Annotated in this window: 21 protein-coding genes, 1 pseudogene and 1 riboswitch; of the genes and pseudogenes, 3 read left to right on the top strand and 19 right to left on the bottom strand. The window is 51.5% G+C overall.

The window, feature by feature from the left end:
- Nucleotides 1-17: 17 nt before the first annotated feature.
- From MOMUL_RS03695 to nikB, 6 genes are all read right to left on the bottom strand, one after another.
- Nucleotides 18-1,139 (bottom strand): iron ABC transporter substrate-binding protein, encoded by a 1,122-nt coding sequence (locus tag MOMUL_RS03695; protein ID WP_062281688.1) that lies wholly within the window; start codon nt 1,137-1,139, stop codon nt 18-20.
- Between the two features lie 185 nt (nt 1,140-1,324).
- The gene (gene tsaA, locus MOMUL_RS03690; RefSeq protein WP_062281687.1) at nt 1,325-1,750 is read right to left on the bottom strand and encodes a tRNA (N6-threonylcarbamoyladenosine(37)-N6)-methyltransferase TrmO; all 426 of its coding nucleotides are present in this window, start codon (nt 1,748-1,750) and stop codon (nt 1,325-1,327) included.
- A gap of 44 nt (nt 1,751-1,794) precedes the next feature.
- Entirely contained in the window at nt 1,795-2,754 is a 960-nt protein-coding gene (locus MOMUL_RS03685) for an ABC transporter ATP-binding protein (RefSeq protein ID WP_062281684.1), read from the bottom strand.
- Nucleotides 2,751-3,743, bottom strand: a complete 993-nt coding sequence (locus MOMUL_RS03680) for an ABC transporter ATP-binding protein (RefSeq protein ID WP_062281681.1) — start codon at nt 3,741-3,743, stop codon at nt 2,751-2,753. The genes MOMUL_RS03685 and MOMUL_RS03680 overlap by 4 nt, the downstream gene beginning before the upstream one ends.
- A 178-nt stretch (nt 3,744-3,921) precedes the next feature.
- The gene (gene nikC / locus MOMUL_RS03675; RefSeq protein WP_084785444.1) at nt 3,922-4,851 is read right to left on the bottom strand and encodes a nickel ABC transporter permease subunit NikC; all 930 of its coding nucleotides are present in this window, start codon (nt 4,849-4,851) and stop codon (nt 3,922-3,924) included.
- Nucleotides 4,852-4,854: 3 nt separating this feature from the next.
- Nucleotides 4,855-5,793, bottom strand: a complete 939-nt coding sequence (gene nikB / locus MOMUL_RS03670; protein WP_153018229.1) for a nickel ABC transporter permease — start codon at nt 5,791-5,793, stop codon at nt 4,855-4,857.
- Nucleotides 5,794-6,107: 314 nt separating this feature from the next.
- Here nikB and MOMUL_RS16085 point away from each other — a divergent pair, with 314 nt between their 5' ends.
- From MOMUL_RS16085 to crcB (MOMUL_RS03660), 3 genes are all read left to right on the top strand, one after another.
- The gene (locus tag MOMUL_RS16085) at nt 6,108-6,278 is read left to right on the top strand and encodes a hypothetical protein (RefSeq protein ID WP_169802159.1); all 171 of its coding nucleotides are present in this window, start codon (nt 6,108-6,110) and stop codon (nt 6,276-6,278) included.
- 153 nt (nt 6,279-6,431) lie between these two features.
- Nucleotides 6,432-6,494: riboswitch (Fluoride riboswitch) on the top strand.
- Nucleotides 6,495-6,531: 37 nt separating this feature from the next.
- Nucleotides 6,532-6,987, top strand: coding sequence for a fluoride efflux transporter CrcB (crcB, locus tag MOMUL_RS03665; RefSeq protein WP_062281678.1), 456 nt, complete (start codon nt 6,532-6,534; stop codon nt 6,985-6,987).
- A gap of 2 nt (nt 6,988-6,989) precedes the next feature.
- Nucleotides 6,990-7,358 carry a fluoride efflux transporter CrcB gene (gene crcB / locus MOMUL_RS03660; protein WP_054937230.1) on the top strand — a complete coding sequence of 123 codons (369 nt, stop codon included), beginning with the start codon at nt 6,990-6,992 and terminating at the stop codon, nt 7,356-7,358.
- A gap of 137 nt (nt 7,359-7,495) precedes the next feature.
- On the opposite strand, the gene MOMUL_RS15580 is transcribed toward crcB (MOMUL_RS03660), so the two are convergent.
- The 13 genes and pseudogenes from MOMUL_RS15580 to MOMUL_RS03605 all read right to left on the bottom strand — a co-directional run bounded on the left by MOMUL_RS15580 (nt 7,496) and on the right by MOMUL_RS03605 (nt 18,042).
- The gene (locus MOMUL_RS15580; protein ID WP_236712987.1) at nt 7,496-7,666 is read right to left on the bottom strand and encodes a DUF190 domain-containing protein; all 171 of its coding nucleotides are present in this window, start codon (nt 7,664-7,666) and stop codon (nt 7,496-7,498) included.
- Nucleotides 7,667-7,698: 32 nt separating this feature from the next.
- Nucleotides 7,699-7,893, bottom strand: a pseudogene (locus MOMUL_RS17790) (MFS transporter); the annotation flags it as partial.
- Between the two features lie 192 nt (nt 7,894-8,085).
- A complete protein-coding gene (locus MOMUL_RS03655; protein ID WP_236712969.1) occupies nt 8,086-9,237 on the bottom strand; it encodes a sensor histidine kinase in 1,152 nt (383 codons plus the stop codon).
- Nucleotides 9,238-9,242: 5 nt separating this feature from the next.
- Complete coding sequence (locus MOMUL_RS03650; protein ID WP_062281674.1) at nt 9,243-10,859, bottom strand: HAMP domain-containing protein; 1,617 nt, start codon at nt 10,857-10,859, stop codon at nt 9,243-9,245.
- A complete protein-coding gene (locus MOMUL_RS03645; RefSeq protein ID WP_054935572.1) occupies nt 10,852-11,223 on the bottom strand; it encodes a DUF192 domain-containing protein in 372 nt (123 codons plus the stop codon). Before MOMUL_RS03645 ends, MOMUL_RS03650 begins: the two co-directional genes overlap by 8 nt.
- 34 nt (nt 11,224-11,257) lie before the next feature.
- Nucleotides 11,258-12,181 (bottom strand): type II secretion system F family protein, encoded by a 924-nt coding sequence (locus tag MOMUL_RS03640; protein WP_062281672.1) that lies wholly within the window; start codon nt 12,179-12,181, stop codon nt 11,258-11,260.
- A gap of 11 nt (nt 12,182-12,192) precedes the next feature.
- Entirely contained in the window at nt 12,193-12,756 is a 564-nt protein-coding gene (locus MOMUL_RS15570) for a type II secretion system F family protein (RefSeq protein ID WP_161484957.1), read from the bottom strand.
- A complete protein-coding gene (locus MOMUL_RS15565) occupies nt 12,737-13,162 on the bottom strand; it encodes a hypothetical protein (RefSeq protein ID WP_062281666.1) in 426 nt (141 codons plus the stop codon). Before MOMUL_RS15565 ends, MOMUL_RS15570 begins: the two co-directional genes overlap by 20 nt.
- 12 nt (nt 13,163-13,174) lie before the next feature.
- A complete protein-coding gene (locus MOMUL_RS03625; RefSeq protein WP_062281663.1) occupies nt 13,175-14,509 on the bottom strand; it encodes a TadA family conjugal transfer-associated ATPase in 1,335 nt (444 codons plus the stop codon).
- A gap of 132 nt (nt 14,510-14,641) precedes the next feature.
- On the bottom strand, nt 14,642-15,862 hold the full coding sequence (locus MOMUL_RS03620) for a CpaE/TadZ family protein (RefSeq protein WP_062281661.1): 1,221 nt from the start codon (nt 15,860-15,862) through the stop codon (nt 14,642-14,644).
- Between the two features lie 88 nt (nt 15,863-15,950).
- A complete protein-coding gene (cpaB, locus tag MOMUL_RS03615) occupies nt 15,951-16,679 on the bottom strand; it encodes a Flp pilus assembly protein CpaB (protein WP_062281659.1) in 729 nt (242 codons plus the stop codon).
- Nucleotides 16,680-16,695: 16 nt separating this feature from the next.
- Nucleotides 16,696-17,637 carry a pilus assembly protein TadG-related protein gene (locus tag MOMUL_RS03610; protein WP_062281656.1) on the bottom strand — a complete coding sequence of 314 codons (942 nt, stop codon included), beginning with the start codon at nt 17,635-17,637 and terminating at the stop codon, nt 16,696-16,698.
- A 6-nt stretch (nt 17,638-17,643) separates the two neighbouring features.
- Nucleotides 17,644-18,042 (bottom strand): TadE/TadG family type IV pilus assembly protein, encoded by a 399-nt coding sequence (locus MOMUL_RS03605; RefSeq protein WP_201786458.1) that lies wholly within the window; start codon nt 18,040-18,042, stop codon nt 17,644-17,646.
- Between the last annotated feature and the right edge of the window lie 2 nt (nt 18,043-18,044).

Raw genomic sequence — 18,044 nt, 5'->3', positions numbered from 1 at the left:
TTCTATCTCCTCGAGTATTACGGATTAGCAAGATCAAGCTTCTTGAATCCACCGTAATCTTTCGCCATCTGTTCATATAAAGGTTTGCCCAAAAGGAACTGGTAAATCTCATCGGCCTTTTGGGCCGGGTCGATATCCTTAAATTGTTCGGGGTAAATCACTTTTCCGGCGTAGTAGGCGTCGGCAATGGCGGTTCCGATGTTTGTGGTGTAGTAATTATAAGGAATCTGGCCGTAAACCTGGCCTGTTTTGACCGCCTTCAAGGACAGGTAAAACTGCGGGTTTTTCTTGTAGTCTTCCCGCACCAGGGAGAAGCCCCCTTCATCGATGAAAATGATATCGGGGTCCCAGCTCAGAAGTTTCTCCCTTTCAATCATGACACTCCCCGTTTTACCCGTTTCGTCAACCACATTCCGGGCATTGACAGCTACAAAGGGCGGATATTTGGCCTGGGTGCTTTCGATACCGTGTACTCCCTTCATACCCAGAGCGCCTACATAAACTTTGGGTTTTTTGTCTTCAGGGATATCCTTCGTCCTATCATGCAAATCCTGCTGGCATTTTTGCAGGTAATCAACTAATTCCCGGGCCCTTTCTTCACTGCCGGTAATTTTCCCAATCAGCTCAAGGGACTTATAAACGTCCTCGTCAAAAGTGGCCAGCCTGCCGTAGCTCAGCACCACTACCGGAATGTTCGTTTTGGCCTGCAGTTCATCTGCCCGCGACCTGTCTACCAGGTAGGCAACAAAAATTACGTCCGGATTGACGTTGACCAGCTTTTCCGCGTCCGGGGTGGAATCGGGCCCTCCCTGGCCAATGGTTGGCAAATTTTTTAATTCTGGGTGGGCTAAAATATACGGCCGGCCAGTGGGCTGCTGCTTTTCCAGGTTCTCCACGCCCACCACCTTATCCGCGCCGTTCACATAACAAACCAGCCGCAGGGCACCTGGGCCGATGGCCACCACCTTCTTTACCGGTACGGGAACTTCCACCTGCCGGCCGGCCAGGTCGGTGACAACGGTTTTCTGCTGTGCCGCCGTATCCTGCCCGGGCGCTTTAGCGCCGCACCCACCCAGGATAATGATGGTAATCAGCAGGGCAATGAGCATAGCCACTGCCTTCAATGCCTTTGTCCGCATTTATTTCTCCTCCCTTTTTTGAATTACTGTATAAAAACTCGTTTTCCGTAACCTCTTCCGCTGCAAGGCATCCCCCCTTCGCCACACATCCCTACATGCAACACATATCCCGGCAGGCATACAACTTCTACCTGTTCTCGCCAGTAAAAGCAGGGGCTTCGTCCTTTCTGAACCCCCTCAAATTTTTATTTTTTGAACCAACCAATACGTACCCCAGAAATACTATCCAAATCAGAAGAATAGGGTTTTATGTCCAAAAGGGGGCTTCCATCCACAGCGTCGAGTCCGCTCACCAGCAGGCGGTTTCCTTTCACTTCCAGCAACTCAACCACACAAAAGGCGATGGGGTTGGGGCGGGAAGGTGAGCGGCAGGCAAAAACGCCGCGTATCTCCGGGCCAAAGGGCGTTTTGGTCTGCAGCGTGTTCCGGTTTGCAAGATGGCACCAGTAAAGAATAATTAGGTGGGTTGCCTGGTCCACATCCTTTAATCCTTCCGCAAACTGGGCGTAAATCTCCAGCTCTGCCAGCTGGTCAGAAAAACGCCCCTGGAATGGTGCCTCTTGAAGTGTGCGGTAAGGGCTACTGATTTTCCCGATAGGTACCAGCTCCAAAGAACCACCTCCTCGCCTTCTAAGCTCTGCCCGCCAAAAACTCCTCAACTAAAATGGCACCTCAACAAATGCCCCTCCCCCACCTCCTTCAAAACGGGCTCATCTTGCCGGCAAACGTCGCGGGCCTCAGGGCAGCGGGGGTGAAAGCGGCAACCCGCAGGAGGCCTTGCCGGGTCGGGCGTCTCGCCCCGTACCACCGGTTTTCGACCGGTTCTTTGCCGCGGGTCTGGCTCCGGCACCGCGCGCAAAAGCGCCCGGCTGTAGGGGTGGCGGGCCTGTGATACGAGGCCTTCTGCCGGCAGAATCTCCACGATCTTGCCCAGGTACATTACCGCCACCCGGTCGGCCAGGTAGTTCACCGCCGCCAGGTCGTGGGAGATGAAGAGGTATGAAAGATTGAGCCGTCTTTTCAGCCCCCGCAACAGATTCAAGATCTGCGCCCGGATGGAAACGTCCAGGCTGGAAACGGGCTCGTCGCAGACCACCAGTTCCGGCTGCAGGGCCAGGGCCCGGGCGATGTTGATGCGCTGGCGCTGGCCCCCGCTGAATTCGTGCGGGTATTTCCACGCATCCCCAGGTTCCAGGCCGACAAGGGTTAATAGTTCGGCCACCCGCTCCTGGCGCTCCCTTTTAGCCACGCCGAAATTGGCCAGGGGTTCCTCAATGATTGCCCCCACCGTCCGGCGCGGGTTGAGGGAGGAAGAAGAGTCCTGGAAGATGATCTGGAAGCGGCGGCGCAGCTCCCGCAGCTTTCTCCCCGTCCAGCCGGTGATCTCCTCGCCGGCCAAAAGGATTTTTCCGGCCGTGGGTTCTTCCAGCCGCACCACCAGCCGCCCCAGGGTGCTCTTGCCGCAGCCGCTTTCCCCCACCAGGCCCAGGGTTTCTCCCCGCGCCAAGGCGAATGTGACGCCGTCCACCGCCCGCACCTTTTCCCGGTGACCCGCAAATATCCCCCTTTTCCCGGCGTAGTGCTTCACCAGTTCCCTTACCTCTAAGAGGGTCACCTGCGCCCAGCCTCCCCTGGACAACTCCGGGAAATGCGGTGGCAGGCTGCCGCGTGGTCCGGCCCGATCTCCCGCAATTCCGGCTTCTTTCCCCGGCACTCCGTGTGCGCCTCGGGGCAGCGGGGGAGGAAGGCGCAATGGGCCGGGAGATTTAGAAGCGCCGGCGGCTGTCCCCCGATGGGCACCAGTTCTTCCTTGCCCAGGCGCGGCACGGAACGGAGCAAAGCCCGGGTGTAGGGATGGGCGGGACGGTCAAATATTTGTACCACCGAACCGCGTTCCACAATCGATCCGGCGTACATCACCGCCACTTCGTCGGCCATGGCCGCGACCACCCCCAGGTCGTGGGTGATGAGGATGATTGCCATCCCCATCTCTTCCTGCAGCCGCTTCAGTTCCGCCAGGATCTGGGCCTGGACGGTAACATCCAGGGCAGTGGTGGGCTCATCGGCAATCAAGACCTTCGGGCGCATCGAGATCGCCATGGCCATCATCACCCGCTGGCGCATGCCCCCGGAAAGCTGAAAAGGGTATAAGCGCATGAGCCTTTCAGGGTCGGGCAGGCCCAGGCGAAAAAGAAGCTCCACCGCGCGACGCCGCGCTTCAGCCCGGGAGACCTCTTCATGAGAGACAATGGTTTCCGCAAGCTGCGTACCAATGGTTAAAACCGGGTTCAGGGAGGTCAGCGGGTCCTGAAAAACAAGTGCTATTTCCCTGCCCCGTACCTGCCGCAACTGCCCTGGGGGGATCTTAAGCAGGTCGTGGCCGTTTAACCAGACTTCCCCGGAGAGAATTCTTCCCGGCGGCTCAATTAGCCGCAGGATGGACAGGGCCGTAACACTCTTGCCGCAACCGCTCTCCCCTACCAGCCCCAAGAGCTTCCCAGGCTCCACCTCAAAACTAACCCTATCCACAGCCTTGATGACGCCAAGCCGAGTGTAAAAATAGGTAGAGAGATTTTTTATCTTTAAAACAGGAGCTGAAGACACCCCGCTAAGCCCCTTTCTGCCCTCTTTAAAAACAACAATCCATTGAAAGCGTGCTCTGCCATTTTCATTCACAAGAGCAAAAAGTTACTTTCAAGAAAGGGTTCGTGAACCACTTAAATCCTAGTATCTTGACTTTGCTCAATTCGGTAGCCTGCAAGAACTTCTGTCGTCGACCAACCTAAATCCTGGTATTCCCCCTCGGATCTAGAGCATCCCTGAGCCCATCACCTAAGAGATTAAAGGCCAGGGCCACCGTCATGATGGCAAGTCCGGGGTAAATCATCAGCTGGGGCGCCGCCTGCATGTAAGGTCGACCGTCGCTTAGCATGGCCCCCCACTCCGGCGCGGGCGGCTGAGCACCGAGGCCCAGGAAGGAAAGCCCAGATATGGCCAGGATGAGCTTACCCATGTCTAACGTAGCCAGAACGATCATCGGGGAGAGTACATTGGGTAGGATATGCCTGGCAATAATACCTAATTCCGATGTCCCGCAGGCCCGGGCCGCCAGTATAAACTCCTTCTCTTTCACCGAAAGGACCATCCCCCGTACGACCCGGGCATATCCCACCCACCAGACGGCAGAAAGCGCCAGCATCACGTTTAAAAGGCCCGGTCCCAGGGTCCCGGCAATGACCAGCGCCAGGATAAGGCCCGGAAAAGCCAGCAGTATATCAACAAATCGCATAATAAGGTTGTCCACCCACCCCCCACAGTAGCCCGCCAAGGTACCCAGGGGGATACCAATAAGCATAATAGCCCACAAAGCTAAAGCTGCCGTGCTAAGTGAAGCTCTCGCTCCATAGATTAACCGCGATAAAAGGCACCGCCCCAGGTGGTCGGTGCCCAGGGGGTATTGTGTACCCGGTGGTGCCAGGCGATGTTGGAGATCCACCTTGGTGGGGTCATTGGGAGCAATATAAGGCGCAAAGACTGCCACGGCCATCACGGCCAGGATGATAATAAGGCCTAAAAGAGCCAACCTGTCCTGCAGGAGTCTTTCCAGCGCGGCGGCCGAGCCACCACGCGAGACCGTTTCCGCCTGGCCCGCTGACTCCACAGTAGCGGGATAACCGGCAACCCCAGCACCGAAATTTCTCGACAGGCCCACCAGCTACTTCCCCCTTTCCAGGCGGATGCGCGGGTCAAGGAAAACGTAGGATACATCCACCAGAAGGTTCACCAGGACAAAAACGACAGCCATAAAAAGAACATATCCCTGGATCACCGGGTAATCCCGGTTGAAAATAGCATCCACGGCAAACTTCCCCACGCCCGGCCAGGCAAAGATGGTTTCCACAATTACCGCTCCCCCCAAAAGATGTCCGAAGCTCATGCCCAAAAGCGTCACCGTGGGCAAAAGGGCGTTCTTCAAGGCGTGGCGCCCGATCACCCACTTTTCTTTCAAACCCTTAGCCCGGGCCACCTTGATGTAGTCCTGTCCCAACACGTCCAGCATGCTGGCACGTAAGATCCGGGCGTAGACGGCAGCCATGCCAAACCCTAAGGTTACCGCTGGCAACACTAGATGCTGTGGCCCGCCCCGGCCCATTACCGGAAGCACCCCCAGTTTCACCCCGAAAAAGTAGATGAGCACAAGCCCCAGCCAGAAGCCAGGAAGCGAAGCACCCAGAAGAGCACTTAGGCGGCTTAAGTGGTCAAGGAAAGCGTGTCGGTAAAGGGCAGAGAGGATCCCCGCCGGCAGGGCAAGACATACCATTAAGACCATAGCCGCGCAGGTGAGTTCCAGGGTGGCCGGAAAGCGGGACAGAATTTCTTCCGCCACTGGCCGCCCGGTGCGAAAAGACTTACCCAGGTCCCCGTGCAACACCCGCCACAGCCAGCGCCCGTACTGTACGTAAAGGGGGGCGTTCAAGCCCAGCTCTTTCCGTAAGGCCTCCAGAGTCTCCCTGGTGGGCTCCACCCCGCCGGAGCGTAAGATAAGCTCCGCCGGGTCGCCGGGTGCCAGGTTGATTAGTCCGAAGGTGATGATGGAAACCCCTAGCATTACAACACCAAGAAATACCAAGCGCTTTAGAAAGTAACCCCCCACTGCTGCTCGCCAACTCCCGGACAAAAATAAGAGCCATGGAACCTCCCCTCCTCCATTTTTAAGGGGATTAGGCCTCCGTGGCCCATATACAGAAAAAAGCACCACTTGGATGCTGCCTTCGCGCAGACTCAACACCTTCGTGGTGCTTATCATTCTTCCTTGCTTCCTTAATTTTGCTGCCCGGCGGCTCCGGCCGCTTTTCTACTCTTGATTATATTCGCTACCTATCCTTAATTTCCTTCTAAACTAAAGTTCGACCATCCTGAAAGAAAACCCATGGATAACCAAAATATGTCATCAATGTCCGGAAAAAGTTGAGCAACAGCAGCCGTTTTGAAGTCCTGGGTACGGCTATCGCCAGGTTAAAGGAACACATTGAACCTCTGGCCTGCACTCCCGAAAAGGTGCAGGTGGAAAAATTGAGCAAGGCCAGCTTCCTTTACGACGTCCTGGTCAGGCAAAAAACCGTGGAATACCGGCTCTAAACAATAGCGTCAAGCCGCTTTGGCGTTCCTGCCGTATATTCAGGAGGTAATTGTTTTAGATTGATTATTATTTTTATTGCGTATTTAGTCATCTTGCTGATCTAGGCAGGATTTTAACGCCTTCTTGTCGTATAACACTAGCATATCTTGCTAATAGTTTTAGGCGATGGAGTTCGCCTTAAATCTGCAGCAAGCAGTGATGACTCCTACCAAAAAGCGGGCTAATTTTATACCCGGAAGGTAGGATTTTTTTATGGGTTTTGCAACTCCATGTGGGGGTGATAAGTTGATCTACATATATATTGGTATTTTTGGCTTTCTGGGGGCCATAGCCAGGTTTGAACTTGGCCGCTTCATTGCTATCTTATGGCCCTCAACCTTTCCTTTAGGAACCCTTATAATAAACATTTTGGGATGTTTCGCTATGGGCTTTATTCTTACCTATAGCTTAGAACGCTTAACCTTAAGTCCCGAATTAAGGCTGGGTATAACAACAGGCTTTATTGGCGCTTTTACGACCTTCTCCACCTTTAGTGTGGAGACGATAACCCTTTTAACTAGCGGTCATAAAGCTTATGCCGCCATCTATGTTCTGGTATCCACTTTAGGAGGCTTAACTGCCGTGAGGGCGGGAATAATCCTGACCAGAATACCAATTTTGTCGGCATTTAAAGTACAGCAAACCGGGGCAGAAACAGGTAGGAGATAGGAATGCAGTATTTATATGTAGGACTGGGCGGGTTTTTGGGTGCCATTACTCGATACGCTTTAGGACAGGCATTATCGGCAAGAAGCAGGGGTAATTTTCCTACAGGCACTCTAATAATTAACCTAACTGGCGCTTTTTTGTTAGGACTACTTTTAGGCACACCGGCATCTGCCCATAGATTTGGCACCAGCTTGACGTTAGCGCTAGCTACGGGGTTTTTAGGCGCTTATACTACCTTCTCTACCTTTTCATATGAAGTTGTCCGGCTTCTGGAAGATGGGGAAGTTATAAATGCTTTAACCTATTTACTGGGCAGCATCATCTTAGGTCTTTTGTTTGCCCTGGCAGGGCGTGCTATCAATCTAATCTAATCCCTTCAATCCCGGCGTTAAATTACACTTAACCCGTCTCGCCCCCCTTATTCCCCCCTTTCTCTCCGCTTTCACTCCGCTTTTGTGCCTATTTTCACAATTAAATATAATTTAACCCTCCCTCTTCAACGCTTTTTTCATAAGTTATCCTCATGTAAGATAATCTCTACATCAGACACCGTTATCAGCCCCTGGGATACTATGGCTTGTACCTGCGGTAAGACAGAAGCAACTTTTTCAGCTCTATCAACTGCCTCGACAATCACAGGCAAGTCATAAGAAAGGTCTAGCATCCGGGCCGCATAAATACTATTTCGCTTACCGTAGCCTTCTATACCACGGCTAACAGTCCAACGCCGTAACCCAGCAATTCACCTAGCCCGGTAACGAACCCAACGACTGCCCCGCTGGCTCCCAGCACAGCCAGGAAAGGCCCAGTAATACTGCGCGCCCCTTCATAGGTCATATCGGAAAGCAGGCTAACAATCCCGAGTAAGATAATAAATTTAAATGCCTTTTGTAGCGAGAGGGTTATTTTTTTACCTTTACTTTGTTCCTCCCCCAGGAAACCTCCTTTGAAATATTAATAGCACCAAAATAAAGGGAATAAATGACTCCTGCCTGAATTATCCAGACAGGAGTCATCAGCGCTATGAGCGCATTTTCGAGATTTCTCGGGGCCGACTCCTTGGCCTCGGAGTTGCTCTGCGAGCATGAAGGCATTTGTTTAAGCCTGGTCCTGCAAAGGTATCGAGATGCTAATGTGGGTACCTTTACCCGGTGCGGTGTTAATTTTCATCTCACCGTTTAAGAGCTGGACCCTCTCGCGAATACCTACCAGCCCGTAACCGTTACAATCTTTATCGCCCTGGACAGAATTTAGATCAAATCCCTTCCCCATATCGCGAATCGAAATTGTGATCTTATCGGGCAGCATCTCCATTTTAACCAGGGCGCTGTTGACCTGGGCATGTTTTTTAATGTTGTTAACTGCCTCTTGAATAATGCGAAAAAGTGCTGCCTCAACGGTGCTATCCAGACGGCGCTCCTGCCCGAAGAAAAGAAACTCAATTTCCAGCCCGTACTGTTCCTTATATGTGGCAAAGTACCGCTTCAACGCCGGGGCCAGGCCCAAATCATCGAGGACCATGGGCCGCAGGTCAAAAATAATCTTGCGGACGTCTTGCAAACTGAGCATGACAATATTTTGCAGGGCCAGCAATTCCTCCCGGATTTTACCCGGGTCCTTGTCTAAAAGTTTAAGACAATATTCGGCCCGCATAACGATGTTAGCCATGGATTGGGCCGGGCCGTCGTGAATTTCCCGGGCAACACGCTTGCGCTCTTCTTCCTGGGCCCGGATAATACTAAGGGCCATTTGTTGTGTTTGTTGCAGTTCACCAAGTTTTAAACTCAAATCGTGGAGTCCGCCGTTTAAATAAGTGAGGACCACCCCTACCTGGGAGATCAGCTTTTCTGCTCTTTGGACGGTAGTTTGTAAACGGCGCAAGCTCATTTCCAAATGATTGCGCCGGTATTGCAACACTTTTTCCTTTTCCCTGAGCTTAATAAGTTCAATTTGCAAATTATAGGCCGTATCGTAGGCGGTTTTGATATCTTGCTCGGTATAGCGGTTAAAGTCTCTACTTACCTCTGCCAAACGCAACCGGGCTCTTTTTTCCGCCCGCTCCAGCTTATCGACCTCCGTTATAATGGCATTCAACTCATTCTTGACTGCTGTCAATTCACTACTAACCAGGTTCACCTCAGTGCGTGTATTTTCAGCAATATCATAAAGCTGAGCCTGACTGCGCTCAATGGCTTCGATAGTTTCTTTGACGATGCGATCCAGGGTACTGATGGGCTCACCTCGCACCACAGGATTTAAGTTTTATACTGCCAGGCTAAAGCTTTAAGGCGTTCGATCATCCGTAATAGCTTTTTGGTCAGGGAATCAATCTCTTGCCAGTCGGCTAAGGGTAACTGGCCGTCACTGCTTAAGCTGCCCTGTAACAATTTATTTAAGGCAGGGAGATAATCACCGAAATCCTTGGTTAAGGTATGGGAAGCAGTTGCCAACCATTCCAATTCCCCCTGGATTTCGAGTTCTACTTCTTTCTTTCCTTGGAGAATCTGCCTGAGCTCCACCCACGTCCTAGTGGAAGTAGCCAAATTGTCTTGTAACGCTCCGACCTGGAGCAGGCTTTTTTCCAGCGCCTCCCGGTTAGCCCTGCAAGCATCCATCAGCGCTATGAGTTCCAGCCTGAGATCTTTTAGATAAGTGTATGTATCTCGCAGTGCCTGGCTTAAGTTTTCGGCAGCGGCGGTTAACCCCTCATTCCCCGATTTTGCCGCCTCTAAGGCCACCTCGACCACGAAGGGAGCCAAATGATCGCTAAGCGCCGCCAGGTTAGCAATACCCGCTGACCAGAGCTCTCCCTTCTCCAAAAGTAGTGCTTGTAATTTTTGGCTTTCAGCCAGTTCATGGTAAAAGTCGTTTAGTTTGCTGGTGGCCGCTCTAACAACCGTGGCTCCCTTTTCGCCGGCCTCTAAAGCATTGTTTGTCAGGTTGAAACTCGCGTTTTGGTGCTCGCTGGTTTGCTGGAAGCGATTTGCCAATTGTTCTGCCAGGGAAGCTGACAGCGCCAAAGCCTTTAGCTGTTCCTCTGCATTTTCTTTCAGGCAAGCCAGGTTGCGGAGGAAACGGCTATTGGTGCGGCCTGCCGTTTGGAGGGAACTCTGGAGTTGCTCCATTCCTTTCTGCACATCGGCAATATTTATTTTAACTGACTGGATTAAGTTGGCTAAATGAAAAGACATAGTGTTAAAGGAATTGGCGAGATCGCCCAATTCATCTCCACCCAAAACGTTTGCCCGGGAAGAAAAATCGCCGGCAGAAACCAGTTCTGCGGCAGCCGTTAATTCGGCTAAGGGTTTTTGCAGGATTCGCTTGGTAAGTATGGCTGCTAAAAAAATACCGGCCAGAACAGCGGCCAGGGCAAACAAAGCCCAATCAACAGCCATAGCTAAAGTGGAATTTTTTAATTGCGCCGGGTTAAGGCCTAAGCGAACATAACCAATAGTCTCGCCCCCAAAGGGCGTGATGGGAGCCGTGAATTCGTTTGCGGCTGCTGCCGTCTTGACGCCAACTGTCTTACCGCCGGCGGGAGAATTAGTAGTACTGGCGGCTAGCACCCTGCCGCTGCCATCAGTAATGATTACATACTCTATGTTACCATAAGACTTAAGCTTGTGAACAAGATCTGTTAAAAAATCAAGGTTTCCTAATAAAATATATTCGGCAGCAAACAGAGCTACTGTACGGGCAATTTCCTGGCCTTTCCCCTGGTATTCCCGGCGGATCAAGGCCTGTTCACGAAGAAAAAAAGAGGACCCGACCACGGGGATTATAAAGAGTAATAGTGAACCCAAGGCTAGAGCTATTTTGTTGATAACCGAAATACGCCTGCTACCAATAGCCAAGTTAATTCCTTTAAGCATACGGCTCCTCCCTATCATCAAACACTAACCTGTCACCCGTTCTGGTGTTAGTTTGCTTAAGCCGCCCCGCCGGTAGTTCCACCACCAGCCTGGAGCGACGGATTAGGGGACTAAAGCGAAACGGGTGCAAATTGGCCAGGGTAAAAAGAACCTGGCCATCGGCAGCGACAAAGAGCACGTCCAGGGGAAATTTAAGAAAACAAGTATGGATTGCCTGGCAGGGTAACAAAACTAAAGCTTCTTCCTCACCCACGGCCGGGCGCCCCATCCACCCTAACAACCGCTCGTAAAAGGTGCGGGCCACGCGAACTTCTTTGGCCAGCACTACCTGTTTGGTAACGTTAAATATAATTATTTTAATCACCCCATATCCGGCTAGACCGGCCGTTTAAACACCCTTATTTAATAAAATACTTCGTAATCTGAATTACTGCCGGGCCCAACAAAACTACAAAAATGGCCGGGAAGATGAAAAAGACCATGGGTATCAGCATTTTTACCGGCGCTTTCATAGCCAGTTCTTCAGCCCGCTGGCGGCGTTTAAGGCGAATTTGTTCCGCCTGCAACCGGAGGACGTTACCGATGCTTAAGCCCAGTTGGTCGGCAAGGATTACTGCGCCTGTAAAAGAAGCCAGATCGTGTACCCCGGTACGACCTGACAAATCGCGCAGGGCTTCGGCCCTGGGCTTACCCATTCTTATCTCCTGCAGGGTAAGGCCAAATTCCTCCGCCAGGGGACCTTTACTCTTCTCCACTACCTTAAGTAAAGCACCGTCAAAACCGAGGCCGGCCTCAACACTTACCGTCAAAAGGTCCAAAACGTCAGGCAGGCTCTTTTCTATTGCCTGCTGTCGCTGCCGGCCTTTGACTTGCAGGTAAAAATCCGGCCCGTACCATCCGGCCAGCAGCCCCAGTAAACTAAGGATAAATATACTCTGAACTTGTTGTACCAAACTCGTTCCTACTAACGCGCCCAAAACAGCTGCCAACCCGCCGGCTAAGTATTTTATCACCAGGAGTTCCCGGGGCGCTATTTTACTTTGGAGATTGGCGTAATTTATCCTGCGGCCCAGTTCGGCTTCTTTTTCGGCCGGTAACATTTTGATCAATTTTTGGCTCCACATGCCGAGTATGGGCTTGATAGCGCGTTGGTAGAAAGGGGCTTTGAGTTCCCTTTCCCTTACCGTAGGAACCGGCTGGCTGCCCAGCACCTCGCTTATCCGCCGGCTCTTCCTTGGGCTGGTATGGGTAAGTTGCTGGTAAAGCATGACGGTCAGCAGAAAAAATAGCCAAAAAACCACTACGGCAATGACCAAAGGCATATGCGCCACCCCTAAACTTCAATACGAATGATCCTGCGAATCATGATAACGCCCATGAGCTGCGCCAGTACGGCACTAAGTAGCATGATGACGCCGGTTTTAGTGGTAAAAAGAAGGCTTAAATAGCCGGGATTAAGTAAGTAGATAACTGTAGAAAGGACAATGGGTAATAAACCGATAATCAGGCCTGATATCCTTCCCTGGGCGGTAAGGGTTTTAATCTCACCCTTGATGCGTACACGCTCCTTGATGGTATGGGCGATATTATCCAGGATTTCAGCCAGGTTGCCACCTACCTGGCGTTGGATTAGCACCGCCGTGATTACCAGGTCCAAATCGTCGCTTTTTACTCGTTCTGTAAGGCCGAGCAGCGCTGTTTCGGTAGAACTGCCCCAATTCATCTCTAAGAGCGCTGTACCAAATTCCTTAGCAATGGGATCGGGCATCTCCCGTCGCACCATGTCCATGGCCTGCAAAAAGCTAAAACCAGACCGTAAAGCGTTGGCCATAACCACCAGGGCATCACCAATTTGACCGTTAAATTTAATCCGGCGTTTATTTTGTTTGACCCGCACGGCAAAAAAGGGCAGGTACCCGCCCAAGCATGCTGCCGTTATCGCTAAAGGCAGGTTGTTTGTAAAAAAAGAAAGATCCAATCCCCAGTCCTAAAAGCAATAAAAAAGTTAATCCCAAAAATTCCTCCCCTTTAAGGAGGACATCCGCCCTGGCAAGTTCCTCCTCCAGCTTAGTCTTCAAGCCCCCGGCTCCCAGCATTTTACCGATTAATTCCAAAGCTTTGCGGCTACCTTTACCTTTCTTGCCCTGAAAGTTGCTCCAAACCCTTGCCCTTTGCTTACCTAAAACTTTTTCCAGCTGTGCTGTCACTAGCACCTGCTCCTGGTACCGCAATCCGGTTAAGTAAAAGGTCAAAAGAAACATTGCCAGGAAAACCATAATTGCAGTTACGACTGGTACCGTCAACAATCTCCCCTCCTAAAGAATTGACGGGCTGAAAATCTCAGGAGGCAAAACAATGCCGTTAGCTTCTAACTTACTTAAAAATTTGGGTCTAATCCCGGTGGCTAAAAAGCGCCCTTTTACCTTACCTCCCTGGTCATAGCCTTCCTGCCGGAAAAGAAAAATGTCCTGCAGGGTAATAATCTCCCCCTCCATACCCTGCACTTCAGTAAGGTGGGTAATCTTACGGGAACCGTCTTTGAGGCGACTCTGGTGGATGATCAGATCAATAGCCGAAGCTATTTGCTCCCGAATGGCCCTGACCGGCAAATCCATTCCGGCCATGAGAACCATGGTCTCCAACCGGGAGAGCATATCCCGGGGTGAATTGGCATGACCGGTTGTTAAGGACCCGTCATGGCCGGTATTCATGGCCTGGAGCATATCCAGGGCTTCGCCGCTCCGTACCTCGCCAACTACAATGCGATCGGGACGCATCCGCAAAGCATTCCTCACCAGGTCACGGATGGTGATGGCTCCCCGGCCTTCAATATTTGGCGGCCGGCTTTCCAGGGTAATTACATGTTCCTGGCGCAACTGGAGTTCGGCGGCGTCTTCAATGGTAATTATCCTTTCGTCACCGGGTATAAAGGAAGAAAGGATGTTTAAGGTGGTTGTTTTACCGCTACCAGTACCACCGGATACGATGATATTTAGCCGGCCTTTAACGCACATTTCCAAGAATTTGGCTATCTCTGGCGTTAAAGTACCTAGTTGAATTAGATCCTCAATAGTTAAAGGATCTTTAAAAAACTTGCGAATGGTAATGGTGGGCCCGTTTAAGGCCACCGGCGGAATGATAGCGTTAACCCTCGAACCGTCCGGTAAGCGGGCATCGACCATGGGCATACTCTCATCAATTCGCCGCCCGAGAGGAGCAACAATTTTTTCGATAATGTGCATCACATGGGCATTATCGCGAAACCTAACGTCAGTGAGCTGTAATTTACCCCTACGCTCCACATACACTTTTTGCGGCCCGTTGACCATGACCTCGGAAATTTCCGGGTCATTTAAAAGGGGCGTAATGGGGCCAAAAGCAACAGCATCATCGGTGATTTCCCGCGCCAGGCGCTGGCGTTCGGCCCGCGGTAGGGGCTCCCCTTGATCGGCCAAAATCTCTAGAACCCGTTGTTCAATCTTAGCAGCTAACTCCCCGTTTTCACTGTCGTCTTCTAAGGCTTGTGCTTTCAATTCATCAATTATTTTCTTGTGCACCAGAAGTTTTAGCTGGGCGTAGGGGTCTTCCCGCCTGTTGCCGTTTTCCCTGGCATCCTCTACTTGTTGCTCTAAGCGGGCTAATAGGGACATGGGCTTAACCCTCCTGAAACCAGGTATAAATATGACGCTAAGAACCGTAAAAACCGGACTTTAGGGCCTACTCCTACCTTGTCCTTCAAGGGTTTAAGGAAGGATTAGGCGGGATAGTTAAAACAGAAAGGGTTAAAGCAGCTTACTTAGAAAGAAGAATCTTTTCTGCCTGCCTTTAATACGCTTACCCATTGCCGCAGGCATAAAATTTTCCGCTAATTCTTTAACCCTTTGGGCTATGACGCTCCCCGGGTGGGTCAGAACAAATGGATGACCCCGGTTAACTGAAGCAAGCACCATCTTTTCTGCTCGAGGTAATATTGCCAGGGGCGTAACGCCAAGACTTTGCTTTATTTCAGCCAGGGAGATGCCGTTTTCCAGGGTGGATTTGTTCAGCACCGCTTTAACCTTGGTAGCCTGATTTAAGCGTTCCAATACTTCCAGATCTGTCTTGGCACATTTCAGTGCCGGCAAATCAGGCGTAAAAACAAGCAAAATATCGTCGGCTAAATCCAGGGCGCTTAAGGTTAAGTCATTGAAAGCAGGAGCAGTGTCTACAACTGTATATGCGTAGTTACCCTTCAAAAGTTTAAGAATGGCTTCTATGTCCTTAACCGCCACAACTTCTGCCTGTTCCGGCTTTAATGGTGCCGGCAAAACCTTAAGCCCTGAGAGGTGAGGATAAAGATAGTTGTCTACCAGGGAAATCTCACCGCGATCTTCTTCCTGAACCAGCTCAGCAATAGTACCCTGGGGAAGAATATTAAGCATTAAGGCCACATTGCCGCTTTGCAGGTTTAAGTCGACCAGGGCAACTTTTTGCCTCGTCTCCCGGGCCAAGCTGACGGCCAGATTGCAGGCTAAGGTGGTCTTGCCAACTCCACCTTTACTGGAAAACACGACGAGCATCCGATTGGCCGGTGCCGTTGTTTGGGGAGCTTCCTTAGGCGCCGGAGCCCTCAGTTGCAATATTTGCTGTTTCTGGGTTCGCCCGACGCGACGAATAGTTTCGGCTAAATCACTGCTGGTGAAAGGCTTTACCAGGTAATCCCTGGCCCCGGCGGCCATGGCCTTGCGCAGGTATTCCGACTCCTTTTGGATGGAAATGATGACCACCGCCGTTTCAGGCACCCGGCTGGTAATGGCTTCGGAGGCGGCAATACCATCCATACCAGGCATATTGATATCCATTAGAACCACATCAGGCCGCAGGGCCTCGACGGCACGAACGGCCTCTTCACCGTCACTGGCTTCACCGATCACTTTGATATCTTCTTCGAAATAAAGCAGGCGCTTAATATCTTCCCGGGTGGTAGAGATATCGTCGACTATTAAAACGCTGGTCTGGCTCATATAAACCCCTCCGCAAACTTCCATCCCTATTATCTGAGACTACTGTTAGCCGCAGCAGCCATTTGGTAATAGATTTAGTTGACGGGCCTTAACGTACTAACTGCGGCATTTTTATTGAAGGTAGGGAAATAATGTCCTGGTCAGCAGGTGCCCTTAAGAGCAGTCTAATGCTGCCTTTTTCCGAGCAGAGAACTATAGGTTGTGCTTGCTCAGGAGTCACCATTAGCGTCACATTGCGGTAACCAATTTGCTTTTTTCCGTCACCAACCGGCTGGCCAGGAGCGGCCAGGGTCTGATCTACGGAGAGCACTTCTACGTTTTGGACCAGTAAGGAGGTAAGGCTGGCTTTCTCCTGACCGGCTGCCGCCGGCAAATCAAAGGTCCCCAGGACATCGACCCGATCCCCGGGGCGCAACAAGCCGGCCAAACCGGAAACATCATTTACGGCCACCGTTATAGCCCTCTTCCCGGGGCTTATAAGAAAAGCTAGACCGTCGGCAGCATCTTTGCCGCTGGCCAGTTTTTCAAGGCGCAGTATCTCCCCAGGTAGGATTTCCGACTTAACTGTCTTGTCCAGGGCTTCCCTGGGTTCCGTAATGGCCTTGGCACTGATATATTGGGCCGGCAGTTCTTTGACTTCGATCATCTGGGAGGTGATTTGCGTCTTGGCCGGAATCCGCACCCGCGCCACCACCACCTGGATAAAATCTCCCTTTTGCTGATAAGTCTTTTTTAAGTTATCCAGATAATAGTAAACCAAAGCAGCTGCCACCAAGGCCGTCACTAATGATAAGACCAAAAGCAATTTGTTGCGCATGGGCACACCTCTTTAGCTATTGCACCAGTTTAACGCCCTGCAAGCCGTAGTTTCGCTGGCCTGGATCCGCTTCGCCCGCTACAACGGTGCGAATAAAATAACCTTCAATAAAGTTTTCATTGCCCTCCCCGCGAACCTGTTCCACTAAAAAAGCGGCAAAACCGGCAATAATTATCGACTTGATCTGGCCGTCTTGGACCAAATTGGGTTCATAAACCGGTAAAATCAGGATGCGGGAGCAACCGGGAGCAAAATGTTCTGGTGTACAGGGAGGCGAATGCCGGCAGAGATCAATACGGTAATCAATGGCCCTCTTGGTTGGGTTGGACATATTGCCGGTCTCGGTATTAACAACGTCGCCCACCGCCAACCTGCCTTCATAGCCGTATTTTAAATTGTCCTCGTAATTGCTGGCGCCGCTCCCGCCTAAGGACAGGGCTGAGTAGTTACCCGGACCGAGGGGGGAATCCTGGCCGGCACCTTGCTTGAGAATATACTTGCTCCCAAACTGGAAATCTTGAGCTGGAACCGCCAGCGGCGCTGCACCCCTTACCGCCTTAATTCCGGCTACCATCGCCACCCCTCTGGCTCTAACCTCACCGCGCTCGAAGCCCATTAACCGGGCCAAAAAATAATTTACTTCTTTACTTGCCGTTACGGTAAGGAAGTTTCCATCTGCCGAAACTTCCGCCTCAACTGTTTCGGTGGCTCCATTCATAAGGGCGTAGTCAATAGCTGTATTCCTGGCCAAATCAGGATTGCCAGGCAGCTCCCTGGCCCCGGCCAGGGCTGCAGCATCAACGGCATTAATTAACAGGTGACGGTTTAAAGCCAGAAGACCCAGATCAATAACTAAGGCAGCAAAAGATAACATGGCCACCATATTTAAGGCCACAAAGACTGCCGCAAAGCCCTTTTCCTCCCGTAACAATTTGCTAAACTTTGATCCGCTTACCATGGCACCCTATTCCACTCGCATGTTAATTTCGGCGGTTAAGGGAAAGGGGTTGGGTAGTAAACTATTGAGGACCGGTGTAACTAATTCTACGCCGTAAGTCACCTTCACTTTAAGCGCAGTTCCGGGGTTACGCAGTCCTTGTTCTGGAACAATGGTAATATCGCCGTCGGTAAGGTTAAGGGTAAAAGCCACTTCCTTTACCCGGTCCCGAATTTCGTCATCGCTCGCGCCCACGATCCCTATCCGGGCTCCTTCTCTAGTGGCGCTGGTTAGAACCAAATAGCTGTGTAAAATCCGGCCCATTTCCAAACTGCCCATTATGAGGAGGAGTAACAGCGGTAGGACTAAAGCTAACTCCACCAATGCTTGCCCGCGCCGGCCGTCAAGAAGTTTTTGCCGCCGCAACT

The sequence above is a fragment of the Moorella mulderi DSM 14980 genome (genome assembly GCF_001594015.1).
Lineage (GTDB): Bacteria > Bacillota > DSM-521 > Neomoorellales > Neomoorellaceae > Neomoorella > Neomoorella mulderi.
The sequence above is the reverse complement of the archived record's forward strand: the minus strand, read 5'-3'. Positions and strand labels throughout refer to the sequence as shown.

Coding starts and splice junctions, on each gene's coding strand:
- MOMUL_RS03695 (WP_062281688.1), bottom strand. CDS start 1,139: ATGCGGACAAAGGCATTGAAGGCAGTGGCTATGCTCATTGCCCTGCTG.
- MOMUL_RS03620 (WP_062281661.1), bottom strand. CDS start 15,862: ATGAGCCAGACCAGCGTTTTAATAGTCGACGATATCTCTACCACCCGG.
- cpaB (WP_062281659.1), bottom strand. CDS start 16,679: ATGCGCAACAAATTGCTTTTGGTCTTATCATTAGTGACGGCCTTGGTG.
- crcB (WP_062281678.1), top strand. CDS start 6,532: ATGGGTTTTGCAACTCCATGTGGGGGTGATAAGTTGATCTACATATAT.
- MOMUL_RS03640 (WP_062281672.1), bottom strand. CDS start 12,181: ATGCCTTTGGTCATTGCCGTAGTGGTTTTTTGGCTATTTTTTCTGCTG.
- crcB (WP_054937230.1), top strand. CDS start 6,990: ATGCAGTATTTATATGTAGGACTGGGCGGGTTTTTGGGTGCCATTACT.
- MOMUL_RS03610 (WP_062281656.1), bottom strand. CDS start 17,637: ATGGTAAGCGGATCAAAGTTTAGCAAATTGTTACGGGAGGAAAAGGGC.
- MOMUL_RS03625 (WP_062281663.1), bottom strand. CDS start 14,509: ATGTCCCTATTAGCCCGCTTAGAGCAACAAGTAGAGGATGCCAGGGAA.
- MOMUL_RS03650 (WP_062281674.1), bottom strand. CDS start 10,859: ATGCTTAAAGGAATTAACTTGGCTATTGGTAGCAGGCGTATTTCGGTT.